This window comes from Microbacterium sp. X-17 (genome assembly GCF_039615055.1).
On record NZ_JBDHNI010000007.1, the window covers coordinates 369,177 to 387,048 of the forward strand.

The following is a 17,872-nucleotide window of genomic DNA, read 5'->3' on the forward strand; positions in this document are numbered from 1 at the left end:
GGGGTCGCAACACGCCGCTATACACACGCGATCACGGCGTGTTGCGACCCCGCTGCGCCGTGCCGACCGACGATGCCTGTGGATAAAGCGCGTAGCGCGCGGGAGTTGTGGATAACCCGTTCCGGGCGGTTCCGACCGGTCAGGATGGCGGGATGGTCCACCAACTCGATCCCCGCATCCCCCGCGTGTGGCGCTCGCCGCGCGCTCTCCAGTTCGGCGTCGAACGGCCGCTGCTGATCCTCGAACCGGTCGGCGTCGCGGAGGAGCGGATGATCTCCGCGCTCTCGTCCGGCGCGACGCGCAGCGCGCTGCGGATGATCGCCCGCGGCGCCGGAGCGGGGCCGGCCGCGGTCGACGCGCTGCTTGAACGGCTGGGGCCGGTGCTGGAGTCGCCGCCGGAGGCCGGGGTCGGCGCCGCGCCGATCGTCGTGCTCGACGGCGCCGGTCCGACGGCGGCCCGCATACTCGCCCTGCTCGCGGAGGCCGGGGTCGACGCGCGCAGCGGTCTCGCCGCCGACGACCCGGCGGTCGACCTCGCGGCGGCGGCGGTCGTCGTCGGCGCGTTCGCGATCGCGCCGCACAGGCACCAGCGCTGGCTGCGCCGCGACATCCCGCATCTGGCGGTGGTGTTCGGCGACGGCGGGGTGACCGTCGGACCGTTCGTGCAGCCGGGCGACGGCGCCTGCCTGCGCTGCGTCGACCTCCACCGCCGGGACGCCGACCCGGCCTGGCCGGCGCTCGCGGCGCAGCTCCACACCCGGCCGCTGCCCGCCGAGACGGAGCTGGTCTGCGGAGCGGCGGCGTCGGCCGCGGCCGGCGCGGTGCTCGCCCTGCTGCGCGACGCCCCCGGACGCTCGGACGCCGCGGCGCGCTACGACGCGGAGACCGCGCGCTGGTCGGAGCTGCGCTGGGAGCCGCATCCCGAGTGCGGCTGCCTCAGTCCGCTGGCTGCGCCGCCGTCCGCACCGGGGCCAGTTCGGCCAGGAACCGCGACGGCTGCCGTGACACCGGCCGCCCCGGCTGGCTTCCGCGCTGCGCCCAGCTCAGCCGCAACCGGCGCCGCGCGCGGGTGACGCCCACGTAGAGCAGGCGGCGCTCCTCGTCGATTTGCTCGAAGCCGGCGGCGTAACTGATCGGGACCAGTCCCTCCGAGAGGCCGACGATGTACACGGAGTCCCACTCCAGGCCCTTCGCCGCGTGCAGCGTCGCCAGCGTCACGGCGGACATCGTCGGCTCGTGCTGGCCGGCCTGGCGGGCCATCAGCTCGTCGGTGAAGCGCCGGAAGGTCGCGCCCTCCGGCATCTCGTCCACCAGCCCCATGATCGCGTTGAGCGACTCCCAGCGCTCGCGCACCGCACCACGGCCCTCCGGAGGCCGCACCGACCAGCCGAGCGTGCGCAGCACGTCGCTGACCGACTTGAACAGCGGCTCGTCGGTCGCCGCGACGCTCGCCGCGCGCAGCGTCATGACCGCCTGGCGCACCTCCGGGAGGTCGAAGAAGCGCTTGGAGCCGCGGAGCTGGTAGCTGATCCCGAGGTCGCCGAGCGCCTGCTCCAGCGCGGCCGCCTGCACGTTCACGCGGTACAGGATCGCGATGTTCTCCGGCTTGGCGCCCGCCTCCAGCTGCGCCGCGATGCTCTGGGCGACGGCGCGCGCCTCGGCGCGGTCGTCCTCGAACACCGCGGGCGGCGGGACCTCGTCCCCCGGCTTCGCCTCGTGGACGGCGTGCAGCGTCAGCGCGCCGGAGCGGCCGCGCATCAGCCGGTTGGCGGTGTCGATGACCGCCGGCGCCGACCGGTAGTTCTGCTCCAGCCGCACGACGGTGGCGCCCGGGTTCTCCCGCTCGAAGTCCAGCAGGTACTCGCTGCGCGCCCCGGCGAACGAGTAGATGGTCTGGCTCGCGTCGCCGACGACGCAGAGGTCGCGGCGGGTGCCGAGCCAGAGCCGCAGGAGCTGGTGCTGCAGCGGGGAGACGTCCTGGTACTCGTCCACCACGAAGTAGCGGTACTGCTCGCGCACCTGCATGGCCACCGACGGCTCGGTCTCGATCATCCCGGCGCAGACCAGCAGGACGTCCTCGAAGTCGATCTGCTTGCGCTCGTCCTTGAGCTCCTCGTAGGCGCGGTGGAAGTCCACGAGCTGCTCGGCCTTCAGGTTGCCGGGCAGCGGGCGGGAGGCCAGCGCCGCGGCGTATTCCTCCAGGCCCATGCTGGAGACCTTGCGCCACTCGATCTCGGCGGCGACGTCGCGGAGGGTCGCGGTGTCGACCCGCAGCGCGAGCTTCTCGGCGGCGTGGCCGAGCACGCGGCCCTTGCCGTCGAGGACGCTGGGGAGCTGGCCGCCGACCACCTGCGGCCAGAAGTAGTTGAGCTGCGCCAGCGCGGCGGAGTGGAACGTCCTGGCCGACACGCCCCCGGCGCCGAGCTGCCGCAACCGGCCGCGGAGCTCGGCGGCCGCACGGTTGGTGAAGGTCAGCGCCATGACCCGGTTCGGCGTGAACGCGCCGGAGGCGACGCCGTACGCGATCCGGTGGGTGATCGCGCGGGTCTTGCCCGTACCGGCGCCCGCCAGCACGCAGACCGGCCCGAAGAGGGCCTCTGCAGCCACGCGCTGCTGCGCGTCCAGGCCGCCCAGCAGGCCGTCGGGACCGGGGGCCGTCACCGTGCTCACGCCGCGCTCACAGCGCGGGAGGCTCGTCGAGCGGCCCGCCGTACCAGTCCTCGATCAGCGCGCGGGCGATGGAGGACCGGCCGGGCAGGATGATCTGCTCGCGCGCCTCCCACAGCTCGTCGCGGCTGAACCAGCGCAGGTCGAGGATCTCCTCGCCGTCCGGCGCGAGCGCGGCAGGCGGCTGGCCGTCGGCGAGCCGCGCCGTCATCCCGACCATGACGGAGGCCGGGAACGGCCACGGCTGCGAGCCCTTGTACCGGGCGTCGGTCACCCGCACGCCCGCCTCTTCGAAGATCTCGCGCTCGACGGCGGACTCGAACGACTCCCCCGGCTCCACGAAGCCGGCCAGCAGCGAGTAGCGGGAGTGCTCCCACATCGCGTTCGAGCCGAGCAGCAGCCGGTCGTCGGCGTCGAGAACGGTGACGATGACCGCGGGGTCGGTGCGCGGGAAGACCTCGGAGCCGTCCTCGAAGCAGCGCCGCACCCAGCCGGCCTGCTCGACCACGGTCGGCGTGCCGCAGCGCGGGCAGTGCGTGTGCGAGGCGTGCCAGTTCGCGATCGCCAGGGCCTCGGTGAAGAGCCCGGCGTCGCGGTCGCTGAGGGCGGTGGCGACGGTGCGGAGGTTGCCCCAGCGCGCCTCGTCCGGCTCCAGCTCGGTCGCGGCGGCGTCGGTGAGCACCTCCAGCACGACGGCGGACCCCGCAGGCTGCCCCGGGGCGTCCACGACCGTGCGGCCGAGGTAGACGCGGATCAGCGCCGCCGTCACCCGGTCCACCGTCAGGAGTTCGAGCTCTGCGGGCCCGGCGTCCGGCGCGCTCCAGCCGTCGGACGCGGGCGTCGCGGCGGGCACGCTCTCCGGAGTCAGCAGGGCCCTGCCCTTCCAGAGGGCGAGGACCCGCGTCGTCGGCTCCTCCCACAGCTCGTCGAACAGCGCCGGCCGCGACCGGGCGGCGTGATCGCGGTCGATCGCGTGGCGCGAGAGCGGGAGCGCGGCGAGCGGCAGCGCGGACGTCGATGCGGACGACATCGGGATCCCTTCGAGGCGTGGAGAAAGATGCAAGGCGTGGCGGAACTGCCCACGCGCGGATGTCCATTTAGCCTAGGTGCATGGCCAGATCCCCACTCACTCTAGCCGCGCTGGCCAGCTCGGCCGTGCCCGACCTGGATGTCACCGGAACCCGCGCGCACACCGCACACGGCGCGGGCGAGTTCGACGCCGCCGTGCTCACGGCGGCCGACGCGAGCGCGCGCATCGTGCGCGTCCCGCTCACCCAGGCGGCGGAGACCGAGCAGAGCTCCGACCTGGTGGCGCTGCGCGCGCTCACCACCGGCATCCGCAGCCGCCTCCCGTTCGACGTGCCGACCTACCTGGGCCAGGCGCCGGTCGGCGGCACGCGCGCCATCGTCTACGACTTCCTGCCGGGCGAGCACGTCGCCGTGGAGGACGTGCCGCCGGGCGACGGCCTCGCCGGGTCGATCGGCCACGCCATCGCGGCCATCCACACGCTCCCGACCAGCTTCGTCGGGGAGGCCGGCCTCCCGGTCCTCTCCGCCGCCGAATGCCTGTCCTCGACCGCGGCGCTGATCGAGTCCGCCGCCGCGACCGGCAAGCTGCCCGCGGCGCTCCGCGACCGCTGGCGCGACGCCGTCGCCGACCACTCGGTGTGGCAGTTCCAGCCCACGGTGATCAACGGCGCGCTGACCGCCGACTCGTTCCTGGTCGACGGCGAGTCCGTCACCGGCGTGCTCGGCTGGTCGGCGCTGCGCGTCGGCGACCCGGCCCGCGACCTGCATTGGCTGCTCGCCATGAACCCGGACGCCACCGACGGCGCGCTCCTCGCCTACGCCTCCACCCGCCAGGTCGCCACCGACCGGCAGTTCACCCAGCGCGCGATGCTGTACGCCGAGCTGGAGGTCGCCCGCTGGCTCCTGCACGGCCGCGAGCTGCGCGACCAGGACATCGTGGACGACGCCGTGCAGATGCTCGACGGCCTGGTCGACCGGGTGCACAGCAACGCGGTCACCCCGCTCTCGACGGCCACCGGGCCGATCATGGCGATCGACGACGTCGAGGCCCTGCTCGACCGCACGCCGGGCGACCGCGCATCGGTCCGGCCGGGCGGCATGCGCCCGGTGGACGAAGAGGTCTGACGCCTCAGCGCGTCGACGCCTCCCACAGCTCCACCAGCTCGGCCTCGGAGTACAGCCGCTCCGGGCGGACGACGCGGTCGTCGGCAACGAAGTAGAACACGGCGTCGATGCGGGCCGGGTCGATGCCCGCGTGCTTCGCGTAGGCGAGGCGGTAGAGGGCGAGCTGGAGCTGCTTGCGCTCCAGGTCGGCGGCGTCGCGGGGGGCCTTGCCGGTCTTCCAGTCGACGATCTGGACGTCGTGCCGCCCGTCGTCCACCGCGTAGACGGCGTCCAGCTTGCAGACGACCACCTGGCCGGCGAGCGTGACGTGGATCTCCAGTTCGACCTCGGCGGGCGCCCGGTCGGCCCACTCGCTCGCGGCGAACGTCGCCTGCAGCTCGGCCAGCGCCTCCGCGCCGAGCAGCTCACCCGCGGGATCGTCCAGCTCGGCGACCGCGGCGTCGAGCGCGTCGGTCGCGCCGCCCGCGACGCCGTAGCGCTCCTCCACCCAGCGGTGGAAGAGCGTGCCCAGCCGGGTCTGCCGGTAGGGCCGCTCCGGCATCGGGCGGCGGAGCTGGGCGGCGACGCCGGCGGGGTCGCTCACGAAGTCCTTGAACCGGGAGGCCGGGATGCGGGCGGGCAGCTCGACCAGGCCGTCCTCCGCCTCGCGCCGGGCGCGCTCGGCGAGCAGCAGGTCGACGTCGAGCGCGTACACGCCGCCGTCGCCCGGGCCGCGCTCGCGCGCCGCCTCCACCGCCGCCGCGGCGGCCTCCACCCTGGTGCGGCGCACGCCGAGCGGGTCGAGCGGCCAGAGCACCGTGCGCGACTCCGGCGACAGCGGGTTCTCGTCGGGCTCGTCGCACGGCGGGAAGGCGTCCTCCGGAAGCAGCCCGGCCTGCTGCAGCTCCAGGAGGTACGCGCCGGGCGACCGCGGCCGGGACTGCGTCGACCAGTACGACCCGGTCAGCAGCAGGCTGTGCCGCGCGCGCGTGACGGCGACGTAGATCAGCCGGCGCTGCTCCTCCAGATGGCGGGCCACATTGGCCGCCTCGAACGCGGAGATCGCCTCGTCCACCTGCTTCTGGTCCTCGGCGTTGCGCCAGGGCAGCACCGGCAACTCGGCCGAGTCGCCGCGGAACTCGTTCGGGAGCTGGCCGAACGCCAGCCAGCCGCGCTTGCTCTGCGGCGGCCCGGGGAGCTCGCCCTCGACCAGGCGCGGCACCGCGACGACGTCCCACTCCAGGCCCTTCGCGCCGTGGATGGTCAGGATCTGCACCGTGCCCGGCTCCGCGTCCTCGCTGCGCGGCGCCAGGTTGTCGCGCTGCTCCGCCTCCGCCAGCCAGGCCAGGAACGACCCGAGCGTGGCCCGGTCGTCGCTGGCGAGGTACGACGCCACCTGCTCGGCGAAGGCGTCGAAGGAGGCCTGGCCGAGCTGGGCGGTCTCGTTGGCGGCGACCTCGATGTCGAGCCGCAGCTCCTGCTGCACGAGGGTGACGAGGTCGAGGAGGTCGAGGCCGGCACGCGAGCGCAGCCGGTCGAGCTGCCCGCCCGCCGCCCGCAGCCGCTCCAGGCCGGTCGCGCTGAAATCGCCGAGCTGGCCGTGGCCCTCCGGCGCCTCCACCACGAAGTCGAGCGCGTCGACCAGGGAGGCCGACTCCTCCGCCACGACCGAGCCGCGCAGCCGGTCGCGCACGTCGGGGTCGAGGGTCTGGAAGCGGTGGTCGCGCGCGGCCAGCCAGCTCGCCACCCGGCGCAGCGCGGCGATGTCGCGCGGACCCACGCGCCAGCGCGCCCCGGTCAGCAGCCGGATCAGCTCGGAGCCCGCCGTCGGGTCGTGCATGACCCGCAGCGCGCTCACCAGGTCGGCGACCACCGGCTGCTCCAGGAGGCCGCCGAGCCCGAGGACGTGGAAGGGCACTCCCCGCGCCGCGAGGGCGCCGGTGAACGCGTCGATCTTCTTGATGGAGCGGCAGAGCAGGGCGGCCGAGGGAGGCATCCCCTGCGCATCCCGCTGGGCCAGCCGCACGCGCAGCCACTCGGCGATCGTCGCCGCCTCGTCCTCGACGGTCTGCCCGAAGGCGTGGTCGAGCTCGCCGGCGATCGCGCCCGGCCGCGGCTGCAGCTGCTCGACGTGCACGGGCGAGTCGGCCGAGAGCGGCGCGACGAGCGCGTTCGCGGCGTCCAGCACGGTCGTCGGGTTGCGCCAGCTGGTGCTGAGCGCGAAGGAGGCGGCGCCGTCCTTCCGCCCGGTGAAGTCGAGGGCGAACCGGCCCAGGTTGGCGGCGCTCGCGCCGCGCCAGCCGTAGATGGACTGGTGCGGGTCGCCCACCGCCATCACGGCCTGGTCGAAGAACAGCGCGGACAGCAGCCGAGTCTGCACGACCGAGGTGTCCTGGTACTCGTCTAGCAGCACGACGCGGTAGCGGCGGCGGTAGTCCGCGACGACCTCCGGGAGCCGCTCGCAGACCGCCAGGGCGAGCGCGACCTGGTCGGAGTACTCCACGAAGCCGCGCCGACGCTTCTCGTCGGCGAACCGCTCGGCGAGGTCGAGCAGCGGAGGCAGCGAGCCGACCGACGCCACCGCGGTGCGGACCGACGCGTAGGCGTCCTTGACCCGCCCGCTGCCGGTCGGCATTTCGAGCAGCCGGCCGAAGCCCTCCACCATGCGGTGCACGTCGCGGGCGTCGGCCACGTTCTCGCTGAGCGCGCGGCTGAGGTCGAGGACGGCGGTGGTGACCGCGTCCACGCTCTTGTCGAGCTCCACGAGCCGCTCGTCGTCGCTGCCCACGACGACGCGGCGGGCGAGCTGCCAGGCGGAGGCCTCGCTGAGGATGGCCGACTCGGGCTCCCGGCCGATCAGCAGCGCGTTCTCGCGGAAGATCGCGTTGGCGAACGCGTTGTAGGTCGCGACCTCGGGCGCGTCGAACGGATCGAACACGACGTCGGTGAGGCCGGAGGCCGCGAGCTGCTCGATGCGGCGCCGGATGCGCTCGGCGAGCTCGCCGGCCGCCTTGCGGGTGAAGGTCAGGCCCAGCACCTCCGGCACCCGCACCAGCCCGTTGGCGAGCAGCCAGACCACCCGGTTCGCCATCGTCTCGGTCTTGCCGCTGCCCGCGCCGGCGACCACGATCGCGGGGGCGAGCGGCGCCTCGATGACGGCCTGCTGCTGCGCGGTGGGCCGCGGGAGGCCGAGCGCGTCGGCGATCTCGCCCGCGCTCAGGCGGCGGGCGGGGCGCTGCGGCTCGGGAGCCTCCGCCTCGGCCGCGAAGGCCAGCTCGACCAGGTCGAGCCCGGGCTGGTCCTCGGCGAGCTCCAGGAGTCCGTCGTCGTTCATGCGCTGACCGCCGGGACGAGATGGATGCGGTACCCGTATGCCGCGTGCGGGTCGCGGTCGCCCAGATCGACCACCCCGGCGAACGTCGCGCCCGCCATGCCCTCGGCCGCCTGCGCGACGCGCTCCTCCAGCCGGACGAGCGCCTCCGCGTCGACGCGCTCCTGCACGACCTCGCGGTACGCCTTTCCGCGCACGCCCTTGGCCACGAACAGCAGCTTCGCGCCGCCCGGCGGCAGTTCCGCGGCCTCCACGGCGCCGTGCTCCAGCGCGAGCTGGTACACGCCCAGCTGGGCGTGCGACGCGGTCTCCGCGGCCGTGGGCACAGTGCGCCCGGTCTTCAGGTCGACGATCACGACCGTGCCGTCCGGGGTCTCCTCGACCCGGTCGATCTTGCCGCTGATGCGCGCCCGGCCGAGCTCCAGCTGGAATTCGCCCTCCGAGCCGAGCAGGCGGCCGCCGGCGCGCCCGAAGTCGCGCAGGTACTCCGAGACGCCGGCGACGAGCCCGCGCGTGCGGCGGCGCTCGCGCTCCTCGATCCAGGGCGACTCGAACTGGAGCTGAGCCCAGCGCCGCTCGATGCCGGACCAGAGCAGGTCGACGCTCGTCTCCTCGGTCGCGGCGGCCTCCTCCATGACGGCGTGCACCACGGTGCCGATGCCCGCGGCGAGTCCGCTCGGGGAGGCGGCCATCTCGTCCACGAACCAGGCCAGCGGGGACTTCTCGAACGTGCCCAGCCGCGACGGCGACACCTTCACCCGCGCCTCCGGGTCGTCCAGGTCGATCAGCGGCTCGGTCGTCGACGGCTCGGCGAGGCCGTACCAGTCGGCGGAATCGGCGCCCTCCACCCCGGCCTCGGCGAGCCGGGCCAGCGCGTCGGCGGCGTCGGGCGAACCCGTGGTCACCAGCCGGCGGCGCAGCCGGCCGACCATGCCGCGCAGCGACAGCGGGTGGATGCCGTCATCGTCGTCCTCGACCGCGAGCCCGGCGGCGAGCCGCAGGAACGGCGAGGGCTGCTCGTCGTCGTTCGCGGTGGCGGTGAGCAGCACCTGGCGCTGGGCGCGGGAGACCGCGAGGGCGAACATCCGCAGCTCGTCGCTCAGGACCTCCGCCCGCTGGTCCGCGGTGTCGCTGCCGTCGTCCGCGGTATCGGCACGGCGGCCGGCGAGCGCGTCGTCCAGCTCCTGCGGGTGCAGCAGGGAGCCGCGCAGCCGCAGGTTGGGCCACACGCTCTCCTGGAGGCCGGCCACGGCGACGACGTCGAACTCCCGGCCGACCGTGGCGCTCGGCGTGCACACCAGCACCGCGTCGCCGGTCGTGCGGGCCGCGAGGGTGTCCTCCGGCACCTCCGCGCCGAGCAGCTCGATCACGAAATCGGAGGCCGGACGCTCGGGCGAGCGCTCCACGAAGCGCCGGGCCGCGGTGAACAGGGCCAAGACGCCGTCGAGGTGGCGGTCGGCCTCGTCGGCGACGATCCCGGAGCGCTCGGACTGCTCCAGCCACCGCGTGGCCAGGCCGCTGCGCTCCCAGGCGTGCCAGAGCAGCTCCTCGATCGTGCTGCCGGCCGCCGCCTTCTCGCGACCGCCGCGCAGGGTCTCGGCCAGGCGCGCGGCCCGGCGGGCGGGCGAGGAGTCGATCGTGGCGAGGTTCGCGGGCGCGGCCAGCGCCTCCACCAGGAGGTCGTCGCCGGGCCGGTTGCCGTCGCCCGCCAGCTCCTCCTGGCGCAGCGCCAGCCGGAGCCTCCGCAGGCTGATCGCGTCCAGGCCGCCGAACGGCCCGAGCAGCAGCTCGGTCGCCACGACCGGGGTCAGCACGATCGCGCCGAGCGCGACGCCCGCGATCGTGATGAGCTGCCGCGCGGCGTAGTCGTCGCGCAGCGGCCGCCCGGCGATGCTGGTGGTGGTCGGGACCTCGGCGACGGCGAGCGAACGGGCGAGGCCCGGGATGTGCGCGCCCGACCGCACCACGACGGCCATACGGTTCCACGGCACGCCGTCGATCAGCCGCCGCTCGCGCAGCAGCCGCGCGAGCCGCGCGGCCTCGGCCGGAGCGGATGACGCCTTCACCGCCACGACGGCAGGGCCGGCGTCCTCCGGCTGCTCGCGCCCCGCGACGGCCACGCGGTGCACGCCGGCGGCCGCCGCGCCGATCCGCTCGGTGACGCGCGAGGTCAGCTCGCGCAGTGCGGGGGTCTGGCGGTGCGCGGTGCCGAGCACGACGCGCGTCACGGGCACGCCCAGCCGCGCGCCGAGCTGGCCGAGCGCGGCGACCTCCGCGCCGCGGAAGGTCGTGGACGCGACGTCGGGGTCGCCGAACGCGATGACCGCGATGCCGCGGGCCGCGACGGCGCGCAGCAGCGCGATCGTGGCCACGGTGGCCTCCTGGAGGTCGTCGACGAACAGCGCCTTGAGGCCGTCGAGGCTGCTCCCCTCCGCGACCACGGGGACGGCGGAGGCGATCAGCTCGGCGGCGTCGACGTAGCCGCCGCGGAAGCTGTCGAGGACGTTCTGGTACTCCGCGATGAACCGGCCGGCCGCGCGCCACTCGTCGCGCCCCGTGATCGCGCCCAGCTCGGCCAGCCGCGACGGCGACACACCGCGCTCGGCGCAGCGGCCGATGAGCTCGCGCAGCTCGGTGCGGAAGCCGCGCAGGATGCGCACCTCCGGCCCGAGCGAGGGCGGCCAGACCGGCCCGGAGCCGTCCTCCAGGTGACCGGCCAGCAGCTCGGCGATGATCTGGTCCTGCTCTCCGCCCGTCAGCAGCCGCGGCGGCTCCCAGCCGTTGCGCTTGGCCTGCTCGCCGGAGAGCTGGAAGGCGAGGGAGGTCGCCGTGCGGGCCAGCGGGCCGGGCGTCGGCACGCCGAGGCGCAGCGAGATCCGGTCGCGCAGGGCGGTCGCGGCGGCGCGGGAGGCGCTGAGCGCGAGGACCTCCGACGCCGCGTAGCCGCGCTCGTGCACGCGCTCGGCGATGGCCTCCACCAGCGCGGTGGTCTTGCCGGTTCCCGGCGCACCGAGCACCGCGGCCGACGCCCCGTCGGGCAGCGCGAGCACCGCGCGCTGGGCGTCGTCGAGGGCGATGGCGAGGCCGCCGGCCGCGTCGTCGACGCGCGGACGGAAACCTCGGGTGGACATGCACTCACGGTAACGGCGTCCGCCGACAGAGAACGCGACCGGAGCCCGCGAGCCGCGTGCCGTAGTCTGAACTTTCAACCGCCGGTCTGATTCGAAAGGCACATCCCGTGGAGATCCGCATCGGAATCGTCAACGCCCCCCGCGAGCTCAGCTTCGAGTCGGCCCTGTCGGCCGAGGAGCTCACCGAGCAGATCCAGGCCGGCCTCACCAGCGGCACGGGCATCCTGAAGCTCGCGGACGACAAGGGCCGCGTCTACATCGTCCCGACCGCGGGCATCGGCTACGTCGAGGTCGGCACCGAGGAGTCGCGCCGCATCGGTTTCGTCGGCTAGATTCCCAGCGTGGAACTGCTCTTCGTCGCGCTCGCCGGCGCCATCCTCGGCCTCGGCGCGCGGTACCTCCTGCCCAACCGTCACACGCACGGCTCCGTGCTCATGCCCGCGCTGGGCGTGAGCGTCGCGTGCGTCCTCTGGGTCGCCCTCACCTGGGCGGGCCTGAAGTGGAACGGCGGCTGGATCTGGTGGATCACGCTCGTGGGCACCGGCGTCGTCGTGGTCGTGGCCGACCTCGTGATCGGCCGCCTGCGCACCGCCCACGACGAGAAGCTGCTGCACACCCTCGCCCGCGGCGCCGTCGCCCGCTGAGGCGGACGCTCAGGCCGTCAGGCCCAGGGCGTCCATCCGGCGCGTGTGCGCGGCGATCAGCTCGGTGAAGATCGGCTCGATGCGCTCCTCGTCGGCCGCGCGGTTCCCCGACAGGTGCAGGGCCGAGCGCGCCACCAGCAGCGTGTCTCCGACCAGCCTGCGGCCCCACATCGCCAGCCGCGACCCGAGCTGCGGGTCCCCGGCGATCTCGGCGCGCAGCACCTCCAGCAGGCCCTCCTGGCCGGAGTCCGAGCCGAGGAGCTGTGCGATCCGCGGGCCGACGTCGCCCGGCAGGCCGCCGGCGAGCCGGATGAAGAAGTCGTCCAGCAGGCCGCCCGTCATCAGCGCGGCCAGCAGTGTCTCGCGCCAGTCGGAGCCCACCAGCAGGGCGCGGAAGCCCTCGATCTCCTCGGCGAACGGCCGCATGACCTCCGCGGGCTCGTCGCCGCGCCGGCGGATCTCCGCGACGATGCCCTGGTGCTTGGACAGCGCCAGCCCCGCGGCGCCCGAGACGACCTCCTTGGCCGCGAGCGCGTCGGTGTCGGCGGCGACCCGCGAGAGCGTCTGGAACTGCTCCAGCTGCAGGTACGCCGCCTGGCCCAGGTAGGGCAGGAGGTCGGGCATCACCTCGTGCAGGTCGACGCGGACCGTCGCCGGGGGCGTCCTCTGGCGGAGGCGGGGCAGCTCGACCGGGGGCCGGCGTCTGGTGAACCACGTTGACACGTACAGCAGTGTAACGGGGAGGTCCAGTAGGCTTGTGGTGCCGTCGGCGCAGGATCGACGGCCCTGCGCCTGCGACGAGAACAGGGCGTGGACTCACTTTTCGAACCGACAGGCACCCTTACGTGACTTTCTCTGAACTCAACATCGACCAGGACATGGTGGACGCCCTCGCCTCCAAGGGCATCGTCGAGCCGTTCCCCATCCAGTCCCAGACCATCCCGCTCGCGCTCGCCGGCCAGGACATCATCGGCCAGGCCAAGACGGGAACCGGCAAGACCTTCGGCTTCGGCCTCCCGATCATCCAGCGACTCGGGCTCGACCCGGAGCCCGGCGTCCAGGCGCTCGTCGTCGTCCCGACCCGCGAGCTCGCGGTGCAGGTCTTCGAGGACCTGGAGCAGGCCGCCTCCAACCGCGCGACCGCGGTCACCGCGATCTACGGCGGCAAGGCCTACGAGGGCCAGATCGCCCAGCTCAAGGCCGGCGCGCAGATCGTCGTCGGCACGCCGGGCCGCCTGCTCGACCTCGCGGGCCAGCGCCTCCTCAACCTCTCGCACGTCAAGGAGATGGTGCTGGACGAGGCCGACAAGATGCTCGACCTCGGCTTCCTCTCCGACATCGAGAAGCTCTTCGCGCAGACGCCGGCCACGCGCCACACCATGCTGTTCTCGGCGACCATGCCCGGCCCGATCGTCGCGCTGGCCCGCCGCTTCATGACCCGCCCGATCCACATCCGCGCCAACGACCCCGACGAGGGCCAGATCCAGGCGAACATCAAGCACCTCATCTACCGGGCGCACTCGCTCGACAAGGATGAGGTCGTCGCCCGCATCCTCCAGGCCGAGGGCCGCGGCAAGACCGTGATCTTCACCCGCACCAAGCGCGCGGCGGCCAAGCTGGTCGAGGAGCTCGGCGACCGCGGCTTCAACGCCGCGGCGGTGCACGGCGACCTCAACCAGGAGCAGCGCGAGCGCGCGATGGCGGCCTTCAAGGCCGGCAAGAAGGACGTGCTGATCGCCACCGACGTCGCCGCGCGCGGCATCGACGTGGACGACGTCACCCACGTCATCAACCACACCATCCCGGACGACGAGAAGACCTACCTGCACCGCGCCGGCCGCACCGGCCGCGCGGGCAAGACCGGTATCGCCGTGACCTTCGTGGACTGGGAGGACCTGCACAAGTGGGCCCTCATCAACCGCGCGCTGGAGTTCGGCCAGCCGGATCCGACCGAGACCTACTCGTCGTCGCCGCACCTCTACAGCGACCTCGACATCCCCGAGGGCGCGAAGGGCCGCCTGAAGTCGACCCCGGCCGTCAAGGCCCCGGAGACCCAGGACGGCGCACGCCACGACTCCACCGGCCCCGGCGCGCAGGGCGACGGCCGCTCGCGCAACCGCCGCCGCCGCACCCGTTCGGGCGGCTCCGGCCAGGGCGGCCAGGGCTCGGCCGGCCAGGGCGCAGGCTCGGCCGACGCCGCGCCCGCCTCGGGCGGCGAGGAGAAGTCCCCTGCGGCCGGCACGCATGACGGCGGCGGCTCGCAGCACCGCGACGGCAACAGCGCCCCGCGCCGGCGTCGCCGCCGCTCGCGCGGCGGCTCCCCCGCCACGCCCGCGAGCTGACGCATCCACCTGACAGAACACGCCGCCTGCCGATCACGGCAGGCGGCGTGTTCTGTCAGTCAGGTGATCAGTACCAGTTCGGAGTGTGGCTCATCTCGAAGTTCCACGCGGCGCAGGGCGAGCCGTACGCGCGGTTGATGTAGTCGAGGCCCCAGTTGACCTGGGTGTTCTGGTTCGTCATCCAGTCGGGTCCGGCCGAGGCCATCTTGCTGGCCGGCAGCGACTGCGGGATGCCGTAGGCGCCGCTGGAGGTGTTGTACGCGTCGGCGCGCCAGCCGGACTCGTGGTTCCACAGCGAGATCAGGCAGCCCATCTGGTCCTGGCCCCAACCGAACGCGGAGAGCCGGCTCGACGCGTACGACTGCGCTGCGGCGGGGTCGACGTTCATCCCGGGCGGCGGCGCGAAGCCGTCGGCGCTGCCACCGCTGTTGGCCGCGGATTGTGCGGCGGCTGCTGCGGCCGCGGCGGCTGCTGCCTGCGCGGCGGCGACGCCCGCGGCGTACTGCTGCTCGACGGTCGCGGCAGTGTTCTGCAGGGCCGCGAGCTGTGCGTACAGCGTGGTCGCGTGCGTCTTCTGCTCGGCGAGTTGCGCGTCGGCGGCGGCCTTGGCCGCCGTGGCGACCTGCAGCGCCTTCTGCGCATCCTTGTCGAGCTGGTCGCGGACCTTCTGCGCGGCGGTGGCCTGCGCGCTGAGGGCGGCGGCGACGTTCTTCTGCGCGGCGGCCTGGGCGAACAGCCCGGAGGCCTGGTCGGCGAGCTTGGAGACCGCGCCGAGCTGGTACAGCAGCGACGGCTGCGTGCCGGTGGTCGCCGCGGCGGTCCCGCCCGGCGCGCCCGAGCCGCCGAGGAACAGCCGGATCGACACGTCCGAAGTCCCCGACCGGGTGAGCTGGGCCGCGAACTTGCCGCTCTCCGCCCGCAGCTCGTCCGACCGCGCCGCGGCCGCCTGGGACTGCTGGGCGATGTCCTGCGCCTTGGCCGTGGCCTCCTTGAGCGCGGCCTCCGCCTTGCCGTACTCGCCGAGGCGCTTCACCGCCAGGTCGCCCGCCGCGTTGGCCGCGGTCTGCAGCGACGCGAGGAGGCCGTTGATGCGGTCGACCTCGCCCTGGGCCGCTGCGGCGTTGGCCTTGGCCGCCTGCACGTCGTCCCAGGAGGGGTAGGTGTCCGCGCTCGCGGGAGCCGCGCCGCCCGCCACCGTGAGCGCTCCGATGAGCGCCGCCACCGCGACAGAAGACGTCCAGAGCCGTCGAGACACACGTACCTCGCTTCCCGATCCCCGCGGACCAGGCTAACGGGTGCTCGCGCTCATCCGTAGAAAGGCGCCGCGCCTGTCGCTTCTTCGATCATCAGCTCCACGACGGCCGGATCGGTGGTGTTCTCGCCTAGCCGGTTGGGCTTTCCGGCCCCGTGGTAGTCGCTGGAGCCGGTGATCTGGAGGCCGTACTTGGCCGCGTAGCCGCGCAGCACGGCCACCCCCTCCGCCCGGTTCTCGCGGTGGTCGAGCTCCAGCCCGAACAGCCCGGCGCGGACGAGGCGGCGCAGCCGGTCCTCGGGGATGACGCCGCGGGCGCTCGTCGCAGGGTGGGCCAGCACGGGCACTCCCCCCGCACCCCGGATGAGCCGGATGCCGGTGGTCGGGTCCGGCGCGTAGTGCGGCTGGAAGTAGCCGCTGCGCCAGTGCAGGATGCCGGCGAAGGCGGCGCTGCGGTCGGCGGCCAGCCCGCGGGCGACGAGCGCGTCGGCGATATGGGGACGCCCGACGGTCGCGCCCTCCGTCGCCTGGGCGAGCACGTCGGCCCAGGTGATCTCGTAGTCCTCGGCGATGCGGCGGACCATGTCCTCCGCTCGGCGCATCCGGCCGTCGCGGATGCGGCGCGTCTCGGCGACGAGCGCCTCGTTCGCCGGGTCGAACAGGTAGCCGAGCATGTGCACGCTGGCGAACTCCACTCGCGTGGACAGCTCCATGCCGGGGATGACGGTGACGCCGGCCTCCGCACCCGCCGCGGCGGCCGAGGCCCAGCCTGCGGTCGAGTCGTGGTCGGTGATGGCGATCGTGCCGAGCCCGGCGGCCGCGGCGGCACGCACCAGCTCGGCGGGGGTCTCCGTGCCGTCCGACACGCTGGAGTGCGTGTGGAGGTCGACGGGACCGCGGAACCGTCGCTCATCAGCCATGCCCACCATCCTATGAGTGCGTATGGATGGAAGAATGGTCGGCATGTCGTCCGAGAACACCACCGCGCCCGCGCCCGCCACGAGCCCCGCCACGAGCGACGACGCGCCGCGCGCCACCGCGAACCGCTCCACCACCCCCGGATCGGAGAACTTCCGCGAATACATCGGCAGCAACTGGGCCGAGCGTCCGGAGACCGTCCCCGCCGCCCGCGCGCAGGCAGCCTACGCCGCCGCCCGCCGCGCCCGTGTCTCCGAGCTCTTCCCCGGGCAGCGGCTCATCATCCCGGCCGGGCGGCTCAAGCAGCGCTCCAACGACACCGACTACCCGTTCCGCGCGCACTCCGCGTTCACGCACCTGACCGGCTGGGGCTCCGACGCCGAGCCCGGCAGCGTGCTCGTGCTGGAGCCGCACGACGGCGGCCACGTCGCCACCCTCTACTTCCGCGAGCGCGCCGGTCGCGACTCCGACGAGTTCTACGCGAACCCGGAGATCGGCGAGTTCTGGATCGGCCCGCGCCCGTCTCTCGCCCAGGTCGCCGGCGACCTCGCCCTCCCGACCCGCGGCATCGCCGTGGTGGAGGCGGTGCTCGACGCGGTCGACGGCGCCACCCTCGTGCTGCGCGAGGCGGACCCCGAGCTGACCGACCGCGTGGACGCCGCCCGACTGGTGCTCGCGGCCGAGGCCGACGCCGGCGCCTCCGTGTTCGATCCCGAGGACCACGCCGAGGACGACCGCCTCGCCCGCGACCTCTCTGAGCTGCGCCTCGTCAAGGACGCCTACGAGGTCGCCGAGCTGCGCACCGCGATCGCCGCGACCGCCGCCGGCTTCGACGACGTGGTCGCCGATCTGGCCCGCATCGTCTCCCACCCGCGCGGCGAGCGGATCGTGGAGGGCGTCTTCAACGCGCGGGCCCGCCTGGACGGCAACGCGGTCGGCTACGACACCATCGCCGCCAGCGGCCCGCACGCGTGCATCCTGCACTGGACGCGCAACGACGGCCCGGTCGCCCCCGGCGACCTGATCCTGATCGACGCGGGCGTGGAGGTCGACAGCCTCTACACCGCCGACATCACGCGCACCCTCCCGATCGACGGCGCCTTCACCGAGACCCAGCGGCTCGTCTACGAGACGGTGCGGGAGGCCGCGGACGCCGCGTTCGCGATCGTCCGCCCCGGCATCCGCTTCCGTGAGATCCACGCGGCCGCGATGGCCGTCATCGCCCGCCGGACCGCCGAGTGGGGGCTGCTGCCGGTCTCCGCCGAGGAGGCGCTGGAGGCCGACAACCAGCATCACCGCCGCTACATGGTGCACGGCACCAGCCACCACCTGGGGCTCGACGTGCACGACTGCGCGCAGGCCCGCCGCGAGCTCTACCTCGACGGCGAGCTGGAGCCCGGCATGACCTTCACGATCGAGCCCGGCCTGTATTTCCAGCCGGACGACCTCACCGT

12 protein-coding genes and 1 pseudogene are annotated in these 17,872 nt (G+C 74.1%); 6 read left to right on the forward strand and 7 right to left on the reverse strand.

Annotated elements, in window-relative coordinates; translation table 11 throughout:
• Positions 1-314: 314 nt before the first annotated feature.
• Positions 315-974: pseudogene (locus ABCS02_RS30810) on the forward strand (TOMM precursor leader peptide-binding protein); the annotation flags it as partial.
• On the opposite strand, the gene ABCS02_RS30815 reads toward ABCS02_RS30810, so the two are convergent.
• The gene (locus ABCS02_RS30815) at positions 937-2,670 is read right to left on the reverse strand and encodes an ATP-dependent helicase (RefSeq protein WP_345839521.1); all 1,734 of its coding nucleotides are present in this window, start codon (positions 2,668-2,670) and stop codon (positions 937-939) included. The pseudogene ABCS02_RS30810 and the gene ABCS02_RS30815 sit on opposite strands and share 38 nt — an antisense overlap.
• Positions 2,671-2,677: 7 nt before the next feature.
• Positions 2,678-3,697 (reverse strand): NAD(+) diphosphatase, encoded by a 1,020-nt coding sequence (gene nudC / locus ABCS02_RS30820; RefSeq protein WP_345839522.1) that lies wholly within the window; start codon positions 3,695-3,697, stop codon positions 2,678-2,680.
• An 80-nt stretch (positions 3,698-3,777) separates the two neighbouring features.
• Between nudC and ABCS02_RS30825 the strand changes: the two genes are divergently transcribed.
• A complete protein-coding gene (locus ABCS02_RS30825; protein ID WP_345839523.1) occupies positions 3,778-4,821 on the forward strand; it encodes a phosphotransferase in 1,044 nt (347 codons plus the stop codon).
• Positions 4,822-4,825: 4 nt separating this feature from the next.
• Here ABCS02_RS30825 and ABCS02_RS30830 read toward each other — a convergent pair whose 3' ends face one another.
• The gene (locus tag ABCS02_RS30830; protein WP_345839524.1) at positions 4,826-8,134 is read right to left on the reverse strand and encodes an ATP-dependent DNA helicase; all 3,309 of its coding nucleotides are present in this window, start codon (positions 8,132-8,134) and stop codon (positions 4,826-4,828) included.
• Positions 8,131-11,262: an ATP-dependent DNA helicase gene (locus ABCS02_RS30835; RefSeq protein WP_345839525.1), complete on the reverse strand. Its 3,132-nt coding sequence runs from the start codon at positions 11,260-11,262 to the stop codon at positions 8,131-8,133. Before ABCS02_RS30835 ends, ABCS02_RS30830 begins: the two co-directional genes overlap by 4 nt.
• Before the next feature lie 107 nt (positions 11,263-11,369).
• On the opposite strand from ABCS02_RS30835, the gene ABCS02_RS30840 reads away from it, so the two are divergent.
• Together ABCS02_RS30840 and ABCS02_RS30845 are read left to right on the forward strand one after the other, a co-directional pair.
• Positions 11,370-11,594: a DUF3107 domain-containing protein gene (locus ABCS02_RS30840; protein WP_345839526.1), complete on the forward strand. Its 225-nt coding sequence runs from the start codon at positions 11,370-11,372 to the stop codon at positions 11,592-11,594.
• A gap of 9 nt (positions 11,595-11,603) precedes the next feature.
• A complete protein-coding gene (locus ABCS02_RS30845) occupies positions 11,604-11,906 on the forward strand; it encodes a hypothetical protein (protein ID WP_345839527.1) in 303 nt (100 codons plus the stop codon).
• Positions 11,907-11,915: 9 nt separating this feature from the next.
• On the opposite strand, the gene ABCS02_RS30850 is transcribed toward ABCS02_RS30845, so the two are convergent.
• Positions 11,916-12,629: a ferritin-like fold-containing protein gene (locus ABCS02_RS30850; protein WP_345839528.1), complete on the reverse strand. Its 714-nt coding sequence runs from the start codon at positions 12,627-12,629 to the stop codon at positions 11,916-11,918.
• Positions 12,630-12,751: 122 nt separating this feature from the next.
• Here ABCS02_RS30850 and ABCS02_RS30855 point away from each other — a divergent pair, with 122 nt between their 5' ends.
• Positions 12,752-14,248, forward strand: coding sequence for a DEAD/DEAH box helicase (locus ABCS02_RS30855; RefSeq protein WP_345839529.1), 1,497 nt, complete (start codon positions 12,752-12,754; stop codon positions 14,246-14,248).
• 67 nt (positions 14,249-14,315) lie between these two features.
• Here ABCS02_RS30855 and ABCS02_RS30860 read toward each other — a convergent pair whose 3' ends face one another.
• A complete protein-coding gene (locus ABCS02_RS30860) occupies positions 14,316-15,470 on the reverse strand; it encodes a hypothetical protein (protein WP_345839530.1) in 1,155 nt (384 codons plus the stop codon).
• 83 nt (positions 15,471-15,553) lie between these two features.
• Positions 15,554-16,420: a PHP domain-containing protein gene (locus ABCS02_RS30865; protein WP_345839531.1), complete on the reverse strand. Its 867-nt coding sequence runs from the start codon at positions 16,418-16,420 to the stop codon at positions 15,554-15,556.
• Positions 16,421-16,454: 34 nt separating this feature from the next.
• On the opposite strand from ABCS02_RS30865, the gene ABCS02_RS30870 reads away from it, so the two are divergent.
• On the forward strand, positions 16,455-17,872 hold a 1,418-nt coding region (locus ABCS02_RS30870; protein WP_345839532.1), incomplete at its 3' end, for an aminopeptidase P family protein.

Coding starts and splice junctions, on each gene's coding strand:
- nudC (WP_345839522.1), bottom strand. CDS start 3,697: ATGTCGTCCGCATCGACGTCCGCGCTGCCGCTCGCCGCGCTCCCGCTC.
- ABCS02_RS30825 (WP_345839523.1), top strand. CDS start 3,778: ATGGCCAGATCCCCACTCACTCTAGCCGCGCTGGCCAGCTCGGCCGTG.
- ABCS02_RS30830 (WP_345839524.1), bottom strand. CDS start 8,134: ATGAACGACGACGGACTCCTGGAGCTCGCCGAGGACCAGCCCGGGCTC.
- ABCS02_RS30835 (WP_345839525.1), bottom strand. CDS start 11,262: ATGTCCACCCGAGGTTTCCGTCCGCGCGTCGACGACGCGGCCGGCGGC.
- ABCS02_RS30865 (WP_345839531.1), bottom strand. CDS start 16,420: ATGGCTGATGAGCGACGGTTCCGCGGTCCCGTCGACCTCCACACGCAC.